The 17,199-nt window shown below is 65.7% G+C and carries 15 protein-coding genes and 1 tRNA gene; 6 read left to right on the forward strand and 10 right to left on the reverse strand.

Features of this window, described 5'->3' with window-relative positions:
* Positions 1 to 342: 342 nt before the first annotated feature.
* Together ABIC21_RS13205 and ABIC21_RS13210 are read right to left on the reverse strand one after the other, a co-directional pair.
* A complete protein-coding gene (locus ABIC21_RS13205) occupies positions 343 to 948 on the reverse strand; it encodes a DNA-3-methyladenine glycosylase I (RefSeq protein WP_354350848.1) in 606 nt (201 codons plus the stop codon).
* Between the two features lie 120 nt (positions 949 to 1,068).
* Positions 1,069 to 1,323 carry a cell division protein CrgA gene (locus ABIC21_RS13210; RefSeq protein WP_354171480.1) on the reverse strand — a complete coding sequence of 85 codons (255 nt, stop codon included), beginning with the start codon at positions 1,321 to 1,323 and terminating at the stop codon, positions 1,069 to 1,071.
* 214 nt (positions 1,324 to 1,537) lie between these two features.
* On the opposite strand from ABIC21_RS13210, the gene ABIC21_RS13215 reads away from it, so the two are divergent.
* Positions 1,538 to 2,179 carry an anthranilate synthase component II gene (locus ABIC21_RS13215; RefSeq protein ID WP_354350849.1) on the forward strand — a complete coding sequence of 214 codons (642 nt, stop codon included), beginning with the start codon at positions 1,538 to 1,540 and terminating at the stop codon, positions 2,177 to 2,179.
* Positions 2,180 to 2,196: 17 nt separating this feature from the next.
* On the opposite strand, the gene pknB is transcribed toward ABIC21_RS13215, so the two are convergent.
* The 7 genes from pknB to ABIC21_RS13250 are packed head-to-tail and all read right to left on the reverse strand — an operon-like array spanning position 2,197 to position 11,869.
* The gene (gene pknB / locus ABIC21_RS13220) at positions 2,197 to 4,146 is read right to left on the reverse strand and encodes a Stk1 family PASTA domain-containing Ser/Thr kinase (protein ID WP_354350850.1); all 1,950 of its coding nucleotides are present in this window, start codon (positions 4,144 to 4,146) and stop codon (positions 2,197 to 2,199) included.
* A 6-nt stretch (positions 4,147 to 4,152) separates the two neighbouring features.
* Entirely contained in the window at positions 4,153 to 5,979 is a 1,827-nt protein-coding gene (locus ABIC21_RS13225) for a protein kinase domain-containing protein (protein ID WP_354350851.1), read from the reverse strand.
* Positions 5,976 to 7,433, reverse strand: a complete 1,458-nt coding sequence (locus tag ABIC21_RS13230) for a peptidoglycan D,D-transpeptidase FtsI family protein (protein ID WP_354350852.1) — start codon at positions 7,431 to 7,433, stop codon at positions 5,976 to 5,978. The genes ABIC21_RS13225 and ABIC21_RS13230 overlap by 4 nt, the downstream gene beginning before the upstream one ends.
* Positions 7,430 to 8,881: an FtsW/RodA/SpoVE family cell cycle protein gene (locus ABIC21_RS13235; protein WP_354350853.1), complete on the reverse strand. Its 1,452-nt coding sequence runs from the start codon at positions 8,879 to 8,881 to the stop codon at positions 7,430 to 7,432. Before ABIC21_RS13235 ends, ABIC21_RS13230 begins: the two co-directional genes overlap by 4 nt.
* Positions 8,878 to 10,641 (reverse strand): PP2C family protein-serine/threonine phosphatase, encoded by a 1,764-nt coding sequence (locus tag ABIC21_RS13240; protein ID WP_354350854.1) that lies wholly within the window; start codon positions 10,639 to 10,641, stop codon positions 8,878 to 8,880. Before ABIC21_RS13240 ends, ABIC21_RS13235 begins: the two co-directional genes overlap by 4 nt.
* Before the next feature lie 2 nt (positions 10,642 to 10,643).
* Entirely contained in the window at positions 10,644 to 11,123 is a 480-nt protein-coding gene (locus tag ABIC21_RS13245; protein WP_024368146.1) for an FHA domain-containing protein FhaB/FipA, read from the reverse strand.
* Complete coding sequence (locus ABIC21_RS13250) at positions 11,120 to 11,869, reverse strand: FHA domain-containing protein (RefSeq protein ID WP_354350855.1); 750 nt, start codon at positions 11,867 to 11,869, stop codon at positions 11,120 to 11,122. Before ABIC21_RS13250 ends, ABIC21_RS13245 begins: the two co-directional genes overlap by 4 nt.
* Before the next feature lie 409 nt (positions 11,870 to 12,278).
* Between ABIC21_RS13250 and ABIC21_RS13255 the strand changes: the two genes are divergently transcribed.
* The 5 genes from ABIC21_RS13255 (at position 12,279) to ABIC21_RS13275 (ending at position 16,313) form a co-directional block, all read left to right on the forward strand.
* Positions 12,279 to 12,361 (forward strand) — tRNA-Leu (locus ABIC21_RS13255).
* Positions 12,362 to 12,757: 396 nt separating this feature from the next.
* Positions 12,758 to 13,771 (forward strand): ABC transporter substrate-binding protein, encoded by a 1,014-nt coding sequence (locus ABIC21_RS13260; RefSeq protein WP_354350856.1) that lies wholly within the window; start codon positions 12,758 to 12,760, stop codon positions 13,769 to 13,771.
* Between the two features lie 40 nt (positions 13,772 to 13,811).
* A complete protein-coding gene (locus tag ABIC21_RS13265) occupies positions 13,812 to 14,654 on the forward strand; it encodes an ABC transporter ATP-binding protein (RefSeq protein WP_354350857.1) in 843 nt (280 codons plus the stop codon).
* Positions 14,644 to 15,498, forward strand: coding sequence for an ABC transporter permease (locus ABIC21_RS13270; RefSeq protein ID WP_354350858.1), 855 nt, complete (start codon positions 14,644 to 14,646; stop codon positions 15,496 to 15,498). The genes ABIC21_RS13265 and ABIC21_RS13270 overlap by 11 nt, the downstream gene beginning before the upstream one ends.
* Positions 15,495 to 16,313: an ABC transporter permease gene (locus ABIC21_RS13275; RefSeq protein ID WP_354350859.1), complete on the forward strand. Its 819-nt coding sequence runs from the start codon at positions 15,495 to 15,497 to the stop codon at positions 16,311 to 16,313. Before ABIC21_RS13270 ends, ABIC21_RS13275 begins: the two co-directional genes overlap by 4 nt.
* A 40-nt stretch (positions 16,314 to 16,353) precedes the next feature.
* Here the strand turns inward: ABIC21_RS13275 and ABIC21_RS13280 are convergent, their stop codons facing one another.
* Positions 16,354 to 17,043: a TetR/AcrR family transcriptional regulator gene (locus ABIC21_RS13280; protein WP_354350860.1), complete on the reverse strand. Its 690-nt coding sequence runs from the start codon at positions 17,041 to 17,043 to the stop codon at positions 16,354 to 16,356.
* Between the last annotated feature and the right edge of the window lie 156 nt (positions 17,044 to 17,199).

Genomic DNA, 17,199 nt, shown 5'->3' on the forward strand with positions numbered 1-17,199 from the left:
CCCTAGTTTGGGCCCGTTATCCCCAGCTGTGGATAAGTTTGTGGGTACTGGTGTGTTGCTATGTGGATAACTTGTGTGTGCAGGTCTGCGGACCGGGAGAACGCCCGTCCGCGTACCCCCGCGGGTGGCCGTTCCTAGGACAGGGGCCCGCGCGGAACTTATCCACAGGGAATCCACACTGTTAATAACTCACAAACCTGGAACTCCTTGGCGAACGTTCTCCGGAACAGCGGTCTGGGGGCCACAGGGCAGGGGCAGGGTGGTGCGCACGGACGGAAGCGGACAAGGACTTATCAACATTGTGGATAACTTTGGCCTGAGTTGTGCACACCGGCGCGGGGCTTAGCCAGGCCAGATACCGGAGGTCCCCCGGCGGTGGCTGTCCAGCAGATGTGTGTCAATCATTCCGATGGCTTCCATCAGGGCGTACATCGTGGTGGGCCCGACGAACGCGAACCCCCGCTTGCGCAGCGCCTTGGATAGGGCGATCGACTCAGCGGACGTAGTGGGGATATCCTCGTGGGTTCTCGGCTCGGGAGTGGAATCCGGCTGGAAACCCCAAACGAACTCAGCCAGTCCGCCGTCGTCCCGCAGCGCGATGGTGGCCTGGGCGTTGGTGATGGCGGCCCGGATCTTCAGTCGGTTGCGGACGATCCCGGCGTCCAGGAGGAGTCGCTCCACATCGACGTCGGTGAAGGCGGCCACGGTCTCTGGATGGAAGTTGTGAAATGCCGCCCGAAAGGCTGGCCGTTTCCGGAGAACAATGGCCCAGGACAGTCCGGCCTGGAAGCCCTCAAGGCTGATGCGCTCGTAGAGACCCTGCTCGTCACGCACCGGAAGTCCCCACTCGGCGTCGTAGTAGTCCCGCAGCATCGGATCCACGGCCGCCCACGCGGGCCGTGCCAGGCCGTCGTCGCCGATTACCGGGCCGGTTGTTGCCGGGGTCATCTAGACTCCTTCGCTCGCATTGTTCGCCGCTCCAGCATTATCAGCCCCAGGGAGGGCGGGACGTTAACGGGAAAGACCGGCACACAGGGTGTACCGGTCTTTCGTCAAGTGGCGCAGGGCTCAGGAACGCCAGCGGGTGGTCATCAGGAAGCCGATGATGGCGATGCCGAAGCCGGCGATGATGTTCCCGGATCCCCAGGCAGCGACGGGGAGGGTGCCCTCGCTGATGTAGAACGTGATGATCCACAGCAGTCCAATGATCATCAGGCCGAACATCACGGGTTTGAACCAGACCGGGTTGGGTTTGTTGGCCTGCGCGGCGGAAGTCTGCGGCGTTTCGTGGGCAGTGCGTTTGCGGCGCTTTGACTCGGGCACGGGTCCTCCTAGGCGGCTGGAACAGGAGCGGGACCCTGGCTTGGTATCCTGCAAGGAGGAATACACCGGCGGTCAGCGCTCTTGGTCATGTTGAAGTTCTTGTTCGGAGCCAATTCTAGCTGTAGTTCAGACCACGGGGATGTCCGCCGCGAACGCCCGGGATGGCAAGATTCACCCAGTTCCCTGATTCAACGATTGGTTCAGCAAGGCACCCATGAGCACAACCAAGATTCTCGTCGTCGACAACTATGACAGCTTTGTGTACACCCTGGTGGGCTACCTCCAGGAACTCGGCGCGGAGACCACGGTGGTCCGTAACGACGACGTCACCCTGGCCGAGGCGATCGACCTGGCGGAGGCACGCGACGGCGTCCTCATTTCCCCTGGTCCGGGGAATCCCGCCGGCGCGGGCGTCTGCATCGAGCTGATCAAGTGGTGCGGCGGCCACAACAAACCCATGCTTGGCGTCTGCCTGGGCCACCAGGCACTGGCCGAGGCTTATGGAGGTACCGTCACTCACGCTCCTGAGTTGATGCACGGGAAGACGTCCCTTGTGGAGCACCATGGCACCAGCGTGTTCGCCGGGTTGCCCTCACCCTTCACGGCGACCCGCTACCATTCCCTCGCCGCCGTCCGCGAGAGTATCCCGGACATACTGGAGATCACCGCGGAAACGGGAACGGGTGTTGTCATGGGGCTTCAACACCGCACCGCACCTCTCTGCGGGGTGCAGTTCCACCCGGAATCGGTGCTGACGGAGGGCGGCTACCAGATGCTCGGGAACTGGCTCGAGTCCCTCGGCATGTCCGGCGCGGCCCAGCGTGCAGCGGCGCTGAGCCCGCTCATCAAGCACTAGAGCCCGCCCGGGGAAGCTCAGTCGCCCTTGGTGCCCCTCGTGGACGTCGAGGTCGGCGTGGGTGAACGACTAGGCGACGGCAGCGGAGCCTTGGCCACGGTGACGGAAACCGTCCTGCCCTGTTCCACAAGGGAATCTGCGGCGTCAGACTGTCCGGTGACCTTCCCCGGTTCGACCTGGGAGTTTTCGACATCCGTGGCGACCATGCCCAGGCCAAGAGCCTTCAGGGCGGCTTCGGCCTCTGCCTGGGGAAGTCCGACGAGCTGGGGAACCGCCACTTTGCCGGTGGAGACAATGATTTCCACGATGCTGCCGGCGGCCACGTTCTGGCCCGGCGACGGGTTGGTGGTGATCACGATGCCGGCCGGGACCGTGGGACTGTTGGCCATAGTGGTGCCCGGCGCTCCGGCGAGGCCTTTCTGGCGCAGCACATCCCGGGCAGCAGCCTCCGTGCGACCAGGCAGGTCGGCGGGGATGGTGATGACGCTGGGGCCCTCGGAGATGTTGAGCGTAATGTCGGAATTCGGATCCAGCGAGTTCCCCGTCGCCGGGTCCGTGCCGACCGCGATGCCCTTGGCGATGGTCTCGTGCTGCATCCGGTTCAGCCGTGGTTTCAATCCAGCGTTGTAGAGCTTCTGGAGGGCCTCGGTCTCCGTCAGCGACGTGACCGACGGCACCAGGACCTTGGCGACTGGGGGCGGCGCCTGGTTCATCAGGTTGTAGAGCCACAGGCCGCCGCCTGCCAACACCAACACGGTAACGATCACCAGTGCGGTGATCCAGGTCCGACGCCGGGACTGCTGACGCGGAGTGTGTTCGCGCTCGGGCGGCAGGACCAGCGGCAGGCTGCCGGTATCCGCGGCACCATAAGCGACGCCTTGCGCCATCAGGGTGGTTTCATCATCAGCGGAGGCCTCCAGCGCGGGCCGGAGACGACCGGTGGGGGTCTCGTCGAGGAACTTGGCGCCGGTGACGGAGAAGGGGGCCGCCGGCGTACCGTCCGGGGCCGGTACCGTATTGGTGGGGTCCGTGGGAGCTTCGCTCGCGGCCGGCGCGGCAACGCCGACGCCGCTGCGCGCGGCCCGGAGGGCACGGCGGAACGCTGCGGCATCCTGGAACCGGTCCGCGCGGTTCTTCTGCAGCGCCTTCATCAGCACGCTGTCCAGCGCCTCGGAGACGTCAGGATTCAAGCTACTGGCCAGTTCGGGGATTTCGCGCACGTGCTGGTAGGCCACGGAAACGGGGCTGTCGCCGATGAAGGGCGGCCGGCCCGCCAGCATCTCGTACAGCAGGCAGCCGGCCGAGTAGAGGTCGCTGCGGGCATCCACGGTCTCACCGCGGGCCTGTTCCGGTGAAAGGTACTGGGCGGTGCCGACCACGGCCTGGGTCTGGGTCATGGTTGCCGCCGAATCCGCCATGGCACGGGCAATCCCGAAGTCCATCACCTTGACGCTGTTGGAGTCCGGGCAGAACATCACATTGGCCGGTTTGATATCGCGGTGCACGATCCCGGCCTTGTGGCTGTAGTCCAGGGCGGCGAGAACGCCCAGAGTGAAGTCGATCGCCTGGTCGATGCTGACTTCCTTGGCCTTTATCATGTCCCGGATCGTCTGGCCGGAGACGAACTCCATCACGATATACGGCACCCGGACCGTGTCCTCGTGGTCCCCGGGGACGGCGTGGTCCCCGGTGTCGTAGATGGCAACGATCGAAGGGTGGTTCAAGGCGGCCACCGCCTGCGCCTCGCGCTTGAACCTGGCCTGGAACTGGGGGTCCCGGGCCAGGTCCGGGCGGAGCAGTTTGACCGCCACGGTGCGGCCCAGGCGGGTGTCGGTGCCGCGAAAGACGTCGGCCATGCCGCCGCGGCCGATCAACTCACCCAGCTCATAGCGCCCGCTAAGAACGCGGTGCGTGTTCACGGGGCCGCGGTCCTCCCGGTGCGATGGGGTGCGAGGTGAAGTGGGCATCGTGGACTACGTTCCTGATGGACTTGGGGTTGATTCCGCTGCCGCGGCCTTGGCCAGATGGTAGGTCACGACGGAACCGGCGGGCACCTTGCTGCCGGAAGCGGGCTCGGACCTGACGAAGGTTCCCGGGTCCTCGTTCTTGCTCGTTGGATTGACGTCGGCCCCCTTGGCCCAGCGCAGGCCCGCGCTCTCGATGGCCCGCCGTACGGCCGCTTCGCTGGCACCGGACGGGAGGGTGGGAACGGTCGCGGATTCCGGGCCCTTGGAGTAGGACACCGTGATGGTGGTGCCGGGCTGGACGGGCCCGGCGGGGTCGATTTCGACCACTGTTCCGGGGGCGGAATCGTTGAAAACCTCTGCTCCCGTGACGCCCAGGCCCAGTCCGATCAGTTCACCGCGGACGTCGTTGTACAGCCGTCCAAGGTACTTCTCCGGAATCAGATTAATGGCCGCCGGTGTGGATTGTGTGGGTGCGGCGGAGCTGCTGGTGGGGCTGGGGCTGGGGCTAGGGCTCGCAGTCGTGGGCGAGGCGCTGGTGGTGGTCGGCTGCGCACTGGTGGTCGCGGCGGCGGTGCTGCTGCTCTCCGGTGTCTGCGGGAACAGGACCCCGGCCTGGCTCAGCATGACGCCGACCAGTGCGAACAGCACCAGCAGGATCAGGGCAATCAGCGGCCACGTCCAGGGGCTCCGGCCGCGACGTGCCGGCTCAGTGACGGGCTCGTCGTAGTCCTCGTCCTCCTGGACCCACGTGCGTTCCGCGCCGAGGGCGTCGGCCCGAGACAGCGTGTTGCGGGCCCCGTACGCGCTGGCGGCGGCGGCTCCGGCGGCGACCCCTGCTGCGGCGCCCGCCCCGGCGGCCCCGACCACCGGCAACGCCGAGGTGGCCGACGTCGTACGGTCTTCCGTGCCGATGACACCGGTTGCCGCTGTGGGGAGGTCCACCGGTGCCGTGATCGGCCCGGTTGCTGCTTCGAAGAGAAGCATGCCCGGGACGGCGGCGTGAGCTGCGGAGATGTCGCCACTGCGGATGGCTTCGGCGGCCTCGGACAGTTTGAGGGCGTCGGCCGGGCGGTTCTTGGGATCCTTTGCCAGCATCGACATCAGCAGTGCCCGGACCGGCTTCGGCAGCGTCTCCGGCAATGGCGGTGGTGCGTCATTAACCTGGGCCAGCGCAATGGCGATCTGTGATTCCCCGGAGAACGGGCGGTGCCCGGTGAGGCACTCGTAGCCGATGACGCCGAGGGCGTAGATATCCGAGGCACCGGTAGCGAGCTGCCCGGTGGCCTGCTCCGGAGCCAGGTATTGGGCGGTGCCCATTACCTGGCCGGTCTGCGTGAGCGGGACCTGGTCCGCCAGACGGGCGATGCCGAAGTCCGTCACTTTAACCCGGCCGTCCGGAGTGATCAGCAGGTTGCCCGGCTTGACGTCGCGGTGGACCAGACCTTGGGCGTGGGCCACCGAGAGGGCGCGCGCAGTCTGGGCAATCATGGACAGGGTGCGGTCCGGGGAGAGCACCTGTTCATGTTCGATGATGCTGCTCAGCGGCTGGCCCGGAACCAGCTCCATGACGAGGTAGGCGGAGCCTTCCTCCTCGCCGTAGTCAAAGACGTTGGCGATGCCAACGTGGTTCAGGAGTGCCGTATGGCGCGCCTCGGCGCGGAACCGCTGGAGAAAGCCGGGGTCTCCCGTGTATTCCTCCTTGAGCACCTTGATGGCCACGATGCGGCCAAGGATCAGGTCTTTGGCTTTCCAGACTTCCCCCATGCCGCCGATCGCAATGCGTGTGGTCAGCTGGAACCTGCCGCCGAGGGTGATTCCTGATGAAGGCCTCACTTATTCAACACCGCCTCAAAAATCTTTTTCGCGTTCGGACTGGTTAGCTTTGCGCCGGTGGTGATGTCTACGCCTTCCATGACGATAGTGACGGCCACTTGCGGGTCATTCGCCGGGGCGAACCCGGTAAACCATGAATTGTTGAGGCCGTTGCCGAGTTCAGCGGTACCGGTCTTGCCGGCCACCTTGACCCCAGGCACGGCCGCCTTGCTGGCGATGCCGTCGCTGACGACGCTGACCATCCACTCATTGATCTGCCGCGCGATCTCCGGCGTCGTGGACGTCTGCAGGGCCTGGGGTTTCGGTTCGCTGATCGGCCGCAGGTCCGGGGAACGTACGGCCTTGATCAGGTTCGGTTGCATCTGGACCCCGCCGTTGGCGATGGCGGCGGTCATCTGGTTGATCTGGAGCGGGGTGGCCCGGACGTCCCGCTGGCCGATCGAGGATTGGGCCAGGCTGGCGTCGTCCAGCTCTTCGGTGGGGAAGAAGCTCGGCGCGGAGTCCAACTTCAGCTGGTCACCGAAGTCCCGGCCGAAGCCGAACTTCTCCGCTTCATCCGCGATAGCCTGCTGCCCCAGGTCCAGGGCGATGCTGGCGAACGGCGTGTTGCAGGACTGCTGCAGGGCGAAGGCGAATGTCGCGGTGTCGCGGGTGTAGCAGTTGCCGCCGGCGTAGTTGGGCAGTGTGTATTCGATGCCGGGGAAGGACATCGCCGCCGGGTTGGGCAGCACGCTGTCCTTGTTGTATTTCCCGGATTTGAGCGCCGCGGACGTGTCGATGAGCTTGAAGACCGAGCCGGGGGCGAGCAGCTCACCGGTGGGTCCGCTGACGTTCTGGTTCAGGTTGATTCCGGGGACCTGGTTCAGCTCGGCAAAGTTGGCGGCCTCGGCCACGGGGTCCTGGGTGGCGATCAGGTTGGGGTCGTAGGAGGGTTTGGACACCATGGCCAGGATCGCCCCGGTCTTGGGATTGGTCACCACGATCGATCCGCGTTGGCCATCCGGAATGAGGTTGTACGCGAGCTTCTGGATCTCGGGATCCAGCGTGAGCTCCACGGAGGCGCCCTTGGGCTGGTTGCCCAGGAAGAGTTGGCCGACACGGTCCAGGAACTGCTGGTCCGAGCTGCCGGCGAGCTCCTTGTTCATTGTCTTCTCGAGCCCGGTCACGCCGAAGCTCCTCGAGAAATAGCCCGTGATCCCGGCGTAAGGTTCCGGCTGGTTGTATGTGCGCTGGAATTTGCAGCTCTCGTCTGCAGGCACCGACTCTGCCACCGGGGCGCCGCCGACGATGATTGCACCGCGGTCGTTGCAGTAGTTCTGCAGGAGGGTGCGCTTATTCCAGGCATTGGCCTCCAGCTCGTCCGCGCCGACCACCTGGACGTAGCTGAGGGCGCCGAAGATCAGGACGAACATCGCGATCGCGGCGATCCAGGCATTGCGAATGGCTTGGTTCACAGCTTCACCGCCTCGGTGGGGGCGTCCGGGCTGTTCCGCCCGGTGCCGGGTACGGTGGCCGGCTTCGAAGGCATGGCAGGCATTACTTTCTGTGGGTCGGGTTCCTCACCGGGAGCCAGCGGTGTGGTGTCCACCGGGCCCCGTGCCGTGTGCGAGATCATCAGCAGCAGCCCGACGATAATCCAGTTGGCCAGCAGCGAGGAGCCGCCCGCAGCCAGGAAAGGGGTGGTGAGTCCGGTGAGGGGAATGAGGCGGGTGACGCCGCCAATCACGACAAAACACTGCAGCGCGATGGCGAAGGACAGCCCTGTGGCGAGCAGCTTCCCGAAGGCGTCGCGGGTGCCGAGCGCCGCACGGAAGCCGCGGGTGAAGAGCAGCAGGTACATCAGGACAATCGCCATGAGGCCAATCAACCCGAGTTCCTCGCCGAAGGACGCAATAATCATGTCGCTGTTGGCGAAGGGAACCAGGTTGGGGCGTCCCTGGCCGAGCCCCGTGCCCACCAGCCCGCCGTTGGCCATGCCGAACAGCCCTTCGACGATCTGCAGGCTGCCGCCGAACGCCCGCCCGTACACTTCGTCCGTGAAGGCATTGATCCAGCCGTCAATCCGCAGTGCGACATGGGAGAAGACACGGGAAGCGACGAACCCGCCGGCAGCGATGAGGCCGACGCCGATGATCACCCAGCTGATGCGGCTCGTGGCGACGTAGATCATTACCAGAAAGAGGCCGAAGAACAGGATCGACGAGCCGAGGTCCCGCTGGAAGATCAGCACGCCGATGCTCACGAGCCAGGCAGCGATCATGGGACCCATGTCCTTGAACCGCGGGAACTGGATGGGCCCGACTTTCCGCCCGGCCAGCAGGATGAGGTCGCGGTTGGAGGAAAGGTACCCGGCAAAGAATATAGCGAGCGTGATCTTTGCGATTTCACCGGGCTGGAAGGTCATCGAGCCGAACTTGATCCAGACCCGCGCGCCAAGGATTTCACCGGCCGTTATGCCGGGAACCAGCGGAAGGATGAGAAGGAACGCACTGACGGCCAGGGAAATGTAGGTGAAGCGGCGGAGGATCCGATGATCCTTGAGGAACCAGATGACGGCGATCGAGACGGCCATGGCCACAAGGGTCCAGCGAAGCTGGTTGTTGCCCGTGTCCTCCCCGACCCGGTCCAGCCGGTGGATCATGGCTAGTCCGAGGCCGTTGAGGGCTACCACCAGCGGAAGAATTACCGGATCGGCATATTTGGCCCTCACTCGCAGGACGATGTGGAACGCGAGGGCGGCGGCGGCGAGCAGGCTCGACTGGAACCAGAAGTCGGTATCGAAGGCCTTCTGCTGATCTACGCCGACGAGGGCGTTCGCCCCGATGCCGACGGCGAGAGCCAGCACCAGCAGGACCAGTTCAACGTTCCGCCGCGGCCGCGGCGTGGGATCGATGGGTGTCATTTGTCCACCTCGCAGATGGGAGCTGTCGCCGCCGGCGAGGGCGCCGCAGTCCCCGCCGCGCCGGGACTCGCTGTGGCACCGGGATCCGCCGTCACGCCGGGGGCTGCGGGGCTCGGGGACGGGGTGATGCATTCGTCCGAGGGGGCGGTGGTGCCGGTGCGCTCAAGGTTCTTTACGATCCTCTGGGCGTCATAGAGGTCCCGGGCCGGCACGGTCTGGCGGACCCGCTGTTGGGAAAATTCGGGCAGATCTGACATCCGGATTTCGGTCACCGCTTCGAGGGTGGAGAGCTGGATGGGTCCCAGGCGCTGGGAGACCCCGTTGAAGATGGCCACATGCTGGTCGTGCTCGCCGATGTAGTACCGCGTCTGGGTCCAGGCATAGCCGAGCCACAGGCCCACCGTGAGCACCGTCGCGATGGCGGCGGCGATGGAAACCGTGACCCAGCGGCGGGGCCGGCCGGACTGTCGGTATTCTTCGGCGTCATCCCTCGCCTGATCCGACTTGTGCGTCAGGACTGTCGCTGCCCGGCGGGCCATGGTGCGCCCGGCGATGGTGGGGATGGAACCCGATTCCGCGGCGGCCGCGGCGGCGCCCACAAGTTCGTGGGGGCGGCCGGCAAGTTCCTCGCGAAGCACCTCGGCGGACAGATGCTCACCGAGGTGCGGGTCGGTGGAAGTGGGCGGTTCCCCCTTGTCGGAGGCACTCTCGGACGGTTTGTCGTCCGCTGTGCCGGAGTCCAACGCGGAGTCGGCGGCCGTGCGCGGGGTTGGGGCCGCAGCCGATCCCTGGACGAGTGGGGCGGCGGCGGAGGCTCCGGTTGCCTGGGGACCCTGCGTCTGCTGCGGTGCTTCGGCGGTCTTCGCTGCACCAAAGGTGCTTCCGACCTGCCGGGCGCCTTCGAATACGGTCGCGGTGACGGTGGACGGCGGCGACGTCGACGGGACAATTTCAACGGCGGCGGTCCTGACGTCGTCGGTGGTCTGTTCGACGATTTCCAGCATCACGACGGTGACGTTGTCCGGAGCACCTGCCTCCAGGGTGAGGTCCACAAGCAGCTCGACACATTCCCGCAGGTTTCGGGTCTCCCGGACGGTGCGCTCCACGACATGGCCGGCCACGTAGTTCAGACCGTCGGAACAGAGCAGCCAGCGCTCACCCGGTTCGACGTCAAGCGTTGCCAGGTCCAGTTCGGGGCTGGCGTCGACATCGCCGAGAACGCGCATCAGGACGTTTTTGTGCGGATGGTTTTCCGCTTCTTCGGGGCGGAGCCGGCCTTCATCGATGAGGCGCTGGACGAAGGTGTGGTCCACGCTGACCTGCTCGAATTCGCCGTTCCGGAGCCGGTATGCGCGGGAGTCCCCAATGTGGGCGAAGTGTAGCTTTCCCTCGGCCAGCAGGAGGGCGGTGACGGTGGTCCCCATGCCGGCCAGCTTGGGATTGATATGGACGAGTTCGGAGAGCAGCGAGTTGGCGGTCTGGATCTCGTCGGCCAGGACGGTGCCGGCGTCGCCGTCGTAGTCGTCGCTGTCGAGATGGAGCATGTCCAGCACCGTGGCGGCAGAAGCGACATCGCCGCCGGCGTGTCCACCCATGCCATCGGCGACGACGGCGAGGTGGCGGCCGACGTAGGCGGAGTCGTCGTTCTTCGCGCGCACCCGGCCGACGTCGGACCGCGCGGCGTAGCGCATGATGAGCGGCCGCTTGGGGGCAGTTGTTTTGCCTTCGGCCCTGTCTGCGGGAAATTCCGGGGCGGCCATGGCTACGGCCTCAATTCAATGACCGTCTTGCCGATTCTCACGGGGACACCCAGCTCTACGGGCAGTGCCCTGGTGAGCTGCTGGTCGGCCAGATAGGTGCCGTTGGTCGAGCCAAGATCCTCTATGAACCAGCGGCTGCCCTGGGGGAACAGGCGGGCGTGGCGGCCCGAGGCGTAGTCATCCTCCAGCACAAGGGTGGCTTCCTGGGCGCGGCCCAGCAGGATGGGGCTTGCGGCAAGCGGGATCGTGGTGCCCTTGAGCGGGCCCTCGGTCACCACCAGTTGGCGGGGCTGCTGCTTGACGGGGGCCGCCGGTTCGGCCAGGGCCGGGTTCTTACGGACCTGCCGCGCTGTGGGAGCGCCCGCTGCTGCCTTGCGGCCGATCATGAGGTCGCGTCGCATGGCGGCGACAATGCTGAAGATTAATACCCACAGGAGAAGGAGGAAGCCGAAGCGCAGGGCGGTGATGGTCAGTTCGCTCATTGGCGGCCGCCTGGGCTGGCGGGCAAAAGTCGGAAGATGATCTTGGTCCGTCCCATTGTGATCGTGGAGCCGTCGGTGAGTTCCGAGGAGCCCACGATCTTGTGGCCGTTGACGTAGCTGCCGTTCGTGGAGCCCAGGTCCACGGCCTGGGCGGCGCCCGGTCCCGTGCGGATTTCCAGATGGCGGCGGGAAACACCGGTGTCGTCTATAAGGATGTCTGCTTCGGAGGAGCGTCCCAGCACGATCGCCGGGGCGTTCAAGGAGTAACGCTGCCCGTCGATGTCCAGCACAGGCTGCATCCGGGACGGCTGGCGCGTCGGCGCGGCGGGCATTCCGGCGTGCGCGGCCGGCTGGGCGGGTGCGGAGGGGGACGATGTCTTTTCGGTCCGGGACTTGATCTCGAAGTCGCCGGCGCGGCGGTCCCCGTCACGGCGGAAACTGATGCGGACGGGACCCTGGAGTGTGTAGCCCTGGCTGCGCACGTGGTTGATGACCACGTCGCAGAGCTCCTCCGCAAGCGGGGTGCCCCATTCCTGGGCCCGCTGGAAGTCGTCGTCGCTGAGGAGGACGTCGAAGACGTTGGGGGCGAGGGTTCGTCCCGCGGCGATGGTGATGGCCTTGTTGTCGACCTCGCGGCGGAGGTGGCTGGCGATCTCGACAGGCTCAACCTGGGCGCGAGAACCGGTGGAGAAGACTCCGCGGACGGCCTTTTCGATGCCGCGCTCGACTTTGTCCAGCAATCCCATGGTCCTTCTCCTTTCGTGACGGCTGCAGGGCAGCATTCGTTCCGGAACTCGGTTTCCCACATCTGCGGGAGCCCGCTGCTAACGGGCACTCCTACATCAGATACTACTGGGCGAGTCTGGGAATGGCCTTAATGCGCGTCGCCACTCCGTGCGGGGAAATTGCGCCGGACCGGCCCTGACGTGCACTGACATCGGTCCGCTGCCCCCGGCGGAGACGCGGGCCAGGTGCCGCGGTGAGGTCCCCGTCCGGGCTGCGCGGGCGCCCGGATGTCGGGCGCAGAATATGCTGAGCTATCCCTCTCCGGAGGCCGATTGGTGTTTTCCCGCAGTTGTCCGTTATGCTTGATCTCGCTGCTTTTACGAGGTTCGAGGCCCGATTCTGGACCAACAACTACGTGGAAGAAGTTGCGCGCGAGTGGCGGAACGGCAGACGCGCTGGCTTCAGGTGCCAGTGTCCGAAAGGGCGTGGGGGTTCAAATCCCCCCTCGCGCACGCAAATGAAAGAACCCCGGTCTTCGGACCGGGGTTCTTTCCATTTAACTTCGCAATACTGCCTGTCACCCCAAAGCAACGCGGGGTCAGACCGCGCCCGTCCCGGAGGGGATTATGGGCCGGGAGTGACGCCGCGTTGCTCTCTGGCGGCGGCAACCCGGCTGCACAACTCCCCGTGACGCGAGGCGCCGCACCGAACGAACTAACCGAGAGTTAACTTCGCGGAAACGGCAAGGCGCGGATTCCTGAAACAACCGTTCCCTAAGGTCAGTGCCAGACGGCCCCGCGGGGGCCGTCTTTTGATGCGACCGGCTCCCGATTTGGAGAAGTAGAATGACGGCTTTTGGTTCGGAATTGCGCCCGACGCGTCGGATGATGCTGGCAGGGATTTCCTCCGTGGCACTCGTCGCCCTTACCGGCTGCGGCGGCGAAACAAGTGCTGCGACGTCGACGGCCAGTGGCGCAGCGGGGGACCTCGGCACACTGGAGGTCCAGTTGTCCTGGTTGAAGAACGCGGAGTTCGCCGGCGAGTATTTCGCCGACAGCAAGGGCTATTACAAGGACGCGGGCTTCACGGCAGTCAACCTGATTGCGGGCGGCCCGGGCGGCGCTTCGGCGGAGACCATGGTCCTGTCCGGCAAGGCGCTGGTGGGCACGTCGTCGCCCGTGGGAGTAGCCCCGGTGGTGCTCAATGAGGGTGCGCCGTTGAAGATCATCGGCTCCACGTACCAAAAAAACCCGTTCACCATCGTGTCGCTCGCGGGAACGCCGATCACCACCCCCGGTGACCTGGTCGGCAAGAAGATCGGCGTGCAGGCCGGCGTCAATGAGACTCTGTTCGATGCCCTCCTGGAGGTCAACAACATTGATCCGTCCCAGGTCACGAAGGTGCCGGTGCAGTACGATCCGCAGCCGCTGCTGAACGGCGACGTTGAGGGGTTCTTCGCCTATCTCACCAACGAGGTCCTGACCCTCGAGCTGGGCGGGCACACCACCGCGGTGCTGCCGTTCGCGGACAACGGACTTCCCTTCATCGCCGAAAGTTTCGTCGCGACGGAGGATTCCATCAAGAACAAGCGGACAGAACTGAAAGCCTTCCTGGCGGCCACCATCAAGGGTTGGAAGGACGCACTGGCGGACCCGGCGGAATCTGCCAGACTCGCCGTGGAGGTCTACGGCAAAGAGCTCGGCCTCACCCTGGACAAGGAAAAGGCCCAGGCGGAGGCGCAGAACAGCAAGCTCATCAAGACCCCGGACACGGACAGCAACGGACTGTTCTCCATCTCCAAGGAGCTTATGGAGAAGAACATCGAAATCCTCAAGCTGGCCGGCTACGACACCACGGCGGAGCAGATCTTCGACCTGAGCCTCCTCGACGAGGTCTTCGCGGAGAACCCGACCCTTAAGTGACCACGCCCGGAAACAAGCAGCACGAACCTAAGTAGGACAAATGACTGACGTGAGCACGGCTACCGTCTCCGACGGCATGCTCTCCGGAACCGGCATATCGCTCACCCGGCTGGGCAAGAGTTTCAGCATGGGCCGCAAGAGCGTCGTGGCCCTGGAAGACGCCAACCTGATGACATCGCAGGGAACGTTCCTGTCCCTGCTGGGGCCCTCAGGATGCGGCAAGTCCACCATCCTCAGGATCCTGGCCGGCCTGGAAACCCCCACAACCGGCCAGGTCACCGTGGATGGCCACACCCCGGCTGAGCTGCGCACCCGGCACGAACTGGGGATCGCCTTCCAGGATCCGGCCCTCCTGCCCTGGCGGAGCGTGGTCTCGAACATCCGCCTGCCCTTTGAAGTGGCCGGATTGCCCGTTGACCATGCCATGGTGGACGAGCTGGTGGGGCTGATCGGCCTGAGGGGGTTCGAAAAGGCCAAACCGGCGCAGCTCTCCGGCGGCATGCGGCAGCGGGTCTCCATCGCCAGGGCGCTGGCACTCAAGCCGTCGGTGCTCCTGCTGGACGAACCGTTTGGTGCCCTGGATGACATGACGCGTCAGCGGCTCAACCTTGAACTGCTGCGCATCTGGACGGAGAAGCCGGCCACCACGCTGATGGTCACCCATGGAATCGCGGAGGCAATGTTCCTCTCCGACGTCGTCGCCGTCATGAGTGCAAGGCCCGGCCGGATCAAGGAGATCATCCCTGTTGACCTGCCCAGGCCGCGGACACCGGAGATGATGCGGACCCCGGAGTTCCACGCCCTGTGCGACCGGGCGTCGGAGCTGCTGTTCGGCGACGTCGGTGCGCGCCGGGGGGAGGGAGGGTCCCTTGATGACGACTGACGCGAGGACGGACACGAAGGCAGCAGCCGTTTCGCGGCCGCTTCCGCCGTGGGCCGCGGGCGGAATCGGGGTGGCAGCCACCGTTGCGCTCTGGTGGCTGGCCGCGGCCACCGTGCTGTCAGGGGTGGGAGCCGCAGCCGACGGGACGGGCGGCGCCGTCCCCACCCCGGGCGAGGTGGTCCGCCAGTTGGCCGGCGACGGCGTCGGCTTCTACTGGCCAAACCTTGCCGTCACGGTCGCGGAGGCCTCGGCCGGCTATTTCTGGGGCAACATTGCGGCGCTCTTGCTGGCCGGCACTGTGCTCGTGATGCCGGCCCTGGAGCGGCTGGTCACCCAGCTGGCCGTCATCAGCTACTGCCTGCCGATAGTGGCCATCGGGCCGCTGGCGTTCATTGTGATCGGATCGCCCGCGGCCGGCGAGGCATCGGGAACAGCCGTGCTCCTTGCCGGCATCTCTGTTTTTTTCACCACAGTGGTAGGCGCCCTCTCCGCGCTGAAGAGTGCGGACCAGGCCAGCCTGGACCTCGTTGCCGTTTACGGCGGCGGCAGGTTCAAGCAACTGGTCAAAGTGCAGCTCATCTCGGCCCTGCCGGGGATCCTCACCGCACTCAAGATCGCTGTTCCCGCCGCCGTGCTGGGGGCAGTCCTAGGCGAATACGTGGGAGGAGTGGACCGCGGGATCGGCCCGGCGCTGGTCAACGCCCAGCAGAACCTGGAAATCGCCCGGGCATGGGGCGTCGCCCTGGCCGCGGGACTCCTGGCCGGCGCCGGGTACGGCGTCTTTGCCGTGATCGCACGGTTCGTCACTCCGTGGTCCGCCGGCCGCCAGGGGGCCTCCCGATGACACCGCGAACCCATGGCCCCGCCGTCGTCAAGAGCCTCGGCCGTGCGGCCCTGGGGCTGCTGGTGTCCCTGTCCGCTGTGCTGCTGCTCTGGGTGGCGCTGCTGAAGCTCTTCAACATCTCGCCCTTCGTGGGCAAAGGCCCCCTGGATGTCTTCAACTTCCTCTTCACCGTCCCGGCATCGGCCGGGAACCGGCAGTCCGTCTTGCAGAACCTCGGCCAGACGATGATCGACGCTTTTCTCGGCTTTGCCGCCGGGATGACGGGGGCTGTGGTGATCGCGGCGGTCTTTGTTCTCTTCCGCGGAGTGGAGAATGCGCTGATGCCAATCGCCATGCTGCTGCGCTCCGTGCCGCTGGTTGCTTTGGCGCCCATCATCATCCTTATATTCGGGCGGCAGGAACCAGCCGTGGCCGCCATCGGGGGGATCGTGGTGTTGTTTCCTGCCCTGGTGACGATCGTGTTCGGGCTTCGCTCGGCGTCACCGGCCATGCTGGAGGTCATTGATGTCTACGGCGGCTCCCGGTGGACGGCCCTCCTGAAAGTCGCCTTGCCGTCGTCGCTTCCCGCCTTCTTCACAGCGGTCAAAGTCTCCATCCCGGGAGCGGTGACGGGGGCGCTGCTGGCCGAATGGCTGGCCACCGGCCAAGGGGTTGGCTACGCGATCATTTCCGCGGTCTCGCGCGCCAGGAACAACGAGGTGTGGGCGCTGGTGGTGGTGATCACGCTCGTGTCGATCATCCTGTACACGGTCGTGGCGCTCCTGGAGGGCGCCATGCTGAGGAGGTCCGGGCAGCCAGCATCGACGTCGGCGTGACCGGCCGGGCGCGCACGTGCGGCGCGTTGTTTTCTGGAGGTCAGCCGCGGAGCGCCCCGAAGCGCTCAATCATCGCCTCCAGGCCCAGGTTGAAGGCGACGTCGGCGGGCTTGTCGTAGCCTTCCAGGTCCTGGTGCTGGACGGCAGCGGTGAAGTTCGGCGTCGAGTCCGCCATGCTGCCGGAGTCAAAGATGTCCTCCGGCGCCGTGACGTCGTAGGCGGAGCCGAAGATGAAGGACTCCAACGCGACGATTGCCGAAACGATCCGCCCCTGCGGGAAACCCGCGCGGGCGAACCCGGCACCGACCGCCTCGTACATGGCCAGTGTCTTGGGGGCGTCGGTCACCGGGAGCACGGCGATGACCGGGATCAGCGGCGTGTGCTTGGAGAACACGTCGCGGTAGCTCCATGCCCAACGGCGCACGGCCTGGTCCCAGGGTTCGGCGTCGAAGGCGGACACATCAACAAACGACGTCAGGTGGTCCTGGACCAGGACCAGCACGTCGCGTTTGGACGAGACATGGTTGTACAGGGCCGACGGCGCCACGTTCAGCGTCCGCGCCAGGGCCGCCATTGTGAACCCTTCATAGCCGCTCTTCCCAATGAGCTGCAGCGCCGCCGCGGTGATGCCGTCCTGGTCGAGGACGGCGGCCGCGGGCCTGCCCACCCGGCGGCGCGGTTTCGCGTCGTGACGGTGTGGATCGGCAGGGGCGCTGGTTGGTGCCGGCATTGCTGGCCTTTCTCCGGTCGGTCTCCTGGGTGCTCCCATTGTGCCCCTACTTTACGGGCACTTTGCCGGCCGGATTTCCCTGTCAGGGGGTCTTCCCTGATGCCTCCGAAGGGTCTATAGTAAATCCTAAATGAACGGCATTCATTTAGTGGTCCG

The organism is Pseudarthrobacter sp. PvP090, assembly GCF_040547365.1.
Taxonomy (GTDB): domain Bacteria; phylum Actinomycetota; class Actinomycetes; order Actinomycetales; family Micrococcaceae; genus Arthrobacter.

Excerpts from the sequence above, each read along its gene's own strand:
- ABIC21_RS13205 (WP_354350848.1), bottom strand. The coding sequence starts at position 948 with ATGACCCCGGCAACAACCGGCCCGGTAATCGGCGACGACGGCCTGGCA.
- ABIC21_RS13215 (WP_354350849.1), top strand. The coding sequence starts at position 1,538 with ATGAGCACAACCAAGATTCTCGTCGTCGACAACTATGACAGCTTTGTG.
- pknB (WP_354350850.1), bottom strand. The coding sequence starts at position 4,146 with ATGCCCACTTCACCTCGCACCCCATCGCACCGGGAGGACCGCGGCCCC.
- ABIC21_RS13235 (WP_354350853.1), bottom strand. The coding sequence starts at position 8,881 with ATGACACCCATCGATCCCACGCCGCGGCCGCGGCGGAACGTTGAACTG.
- ABIC21_RS13240 (WP_354350854.1), bottom strand. The coding sequence starts at position 10,641 with ATGGCCGCCCCGGAATTTCCCGCAGACAGGGCCGAAGGCAAAACAACT.
- ABIC21_RS13245 (WP_024368146.1), bottom strand. The coding sequence starts at position 11,123 with ATGAGCGAACTGACCATCACCGCCCTGCGCTTCGGCTTCCTCCTTCTC.
- ABIC21_RS13250 (WP_354350855.1), bottom strand. The coding sequence starts at position 11,869 with ATGGGATTGCTGGACAAAGTCGAGCGCGGCATCGAAAAGGCCGTCCGC.
- ABIC21_RS13265 (WP_354350857.1), top strand. The coding sequence starts at position 13,812 with ATGACTGACGTGAGCACGGCTACCGTCTCCGACGGCATGCTCTCCGGA.
- ABIC21_RS13270 (WP_354350858.1), top strand. The coding sequence starts at position 14,644 with ATGACGACTGACGCGAGGACGGACACGAAGGCAGCAGCCGTTTCGCGG.
- ABIC21_RS13275 (WP_354350859.1), top strand. The coding sequence starts at position 15,495 with ATGACACCGCGAACCCATGGCCCCGCCGTCGTCAAGAGCCTCGGCCGT.
- ABIC21_RS13280 (WP_354350860.1), bottom strand. The coding sequence starts at position 17,043 with ATGCCGGCACCAACCAGCGCCCCTGCCGATCCACACCGTCACGACGCG.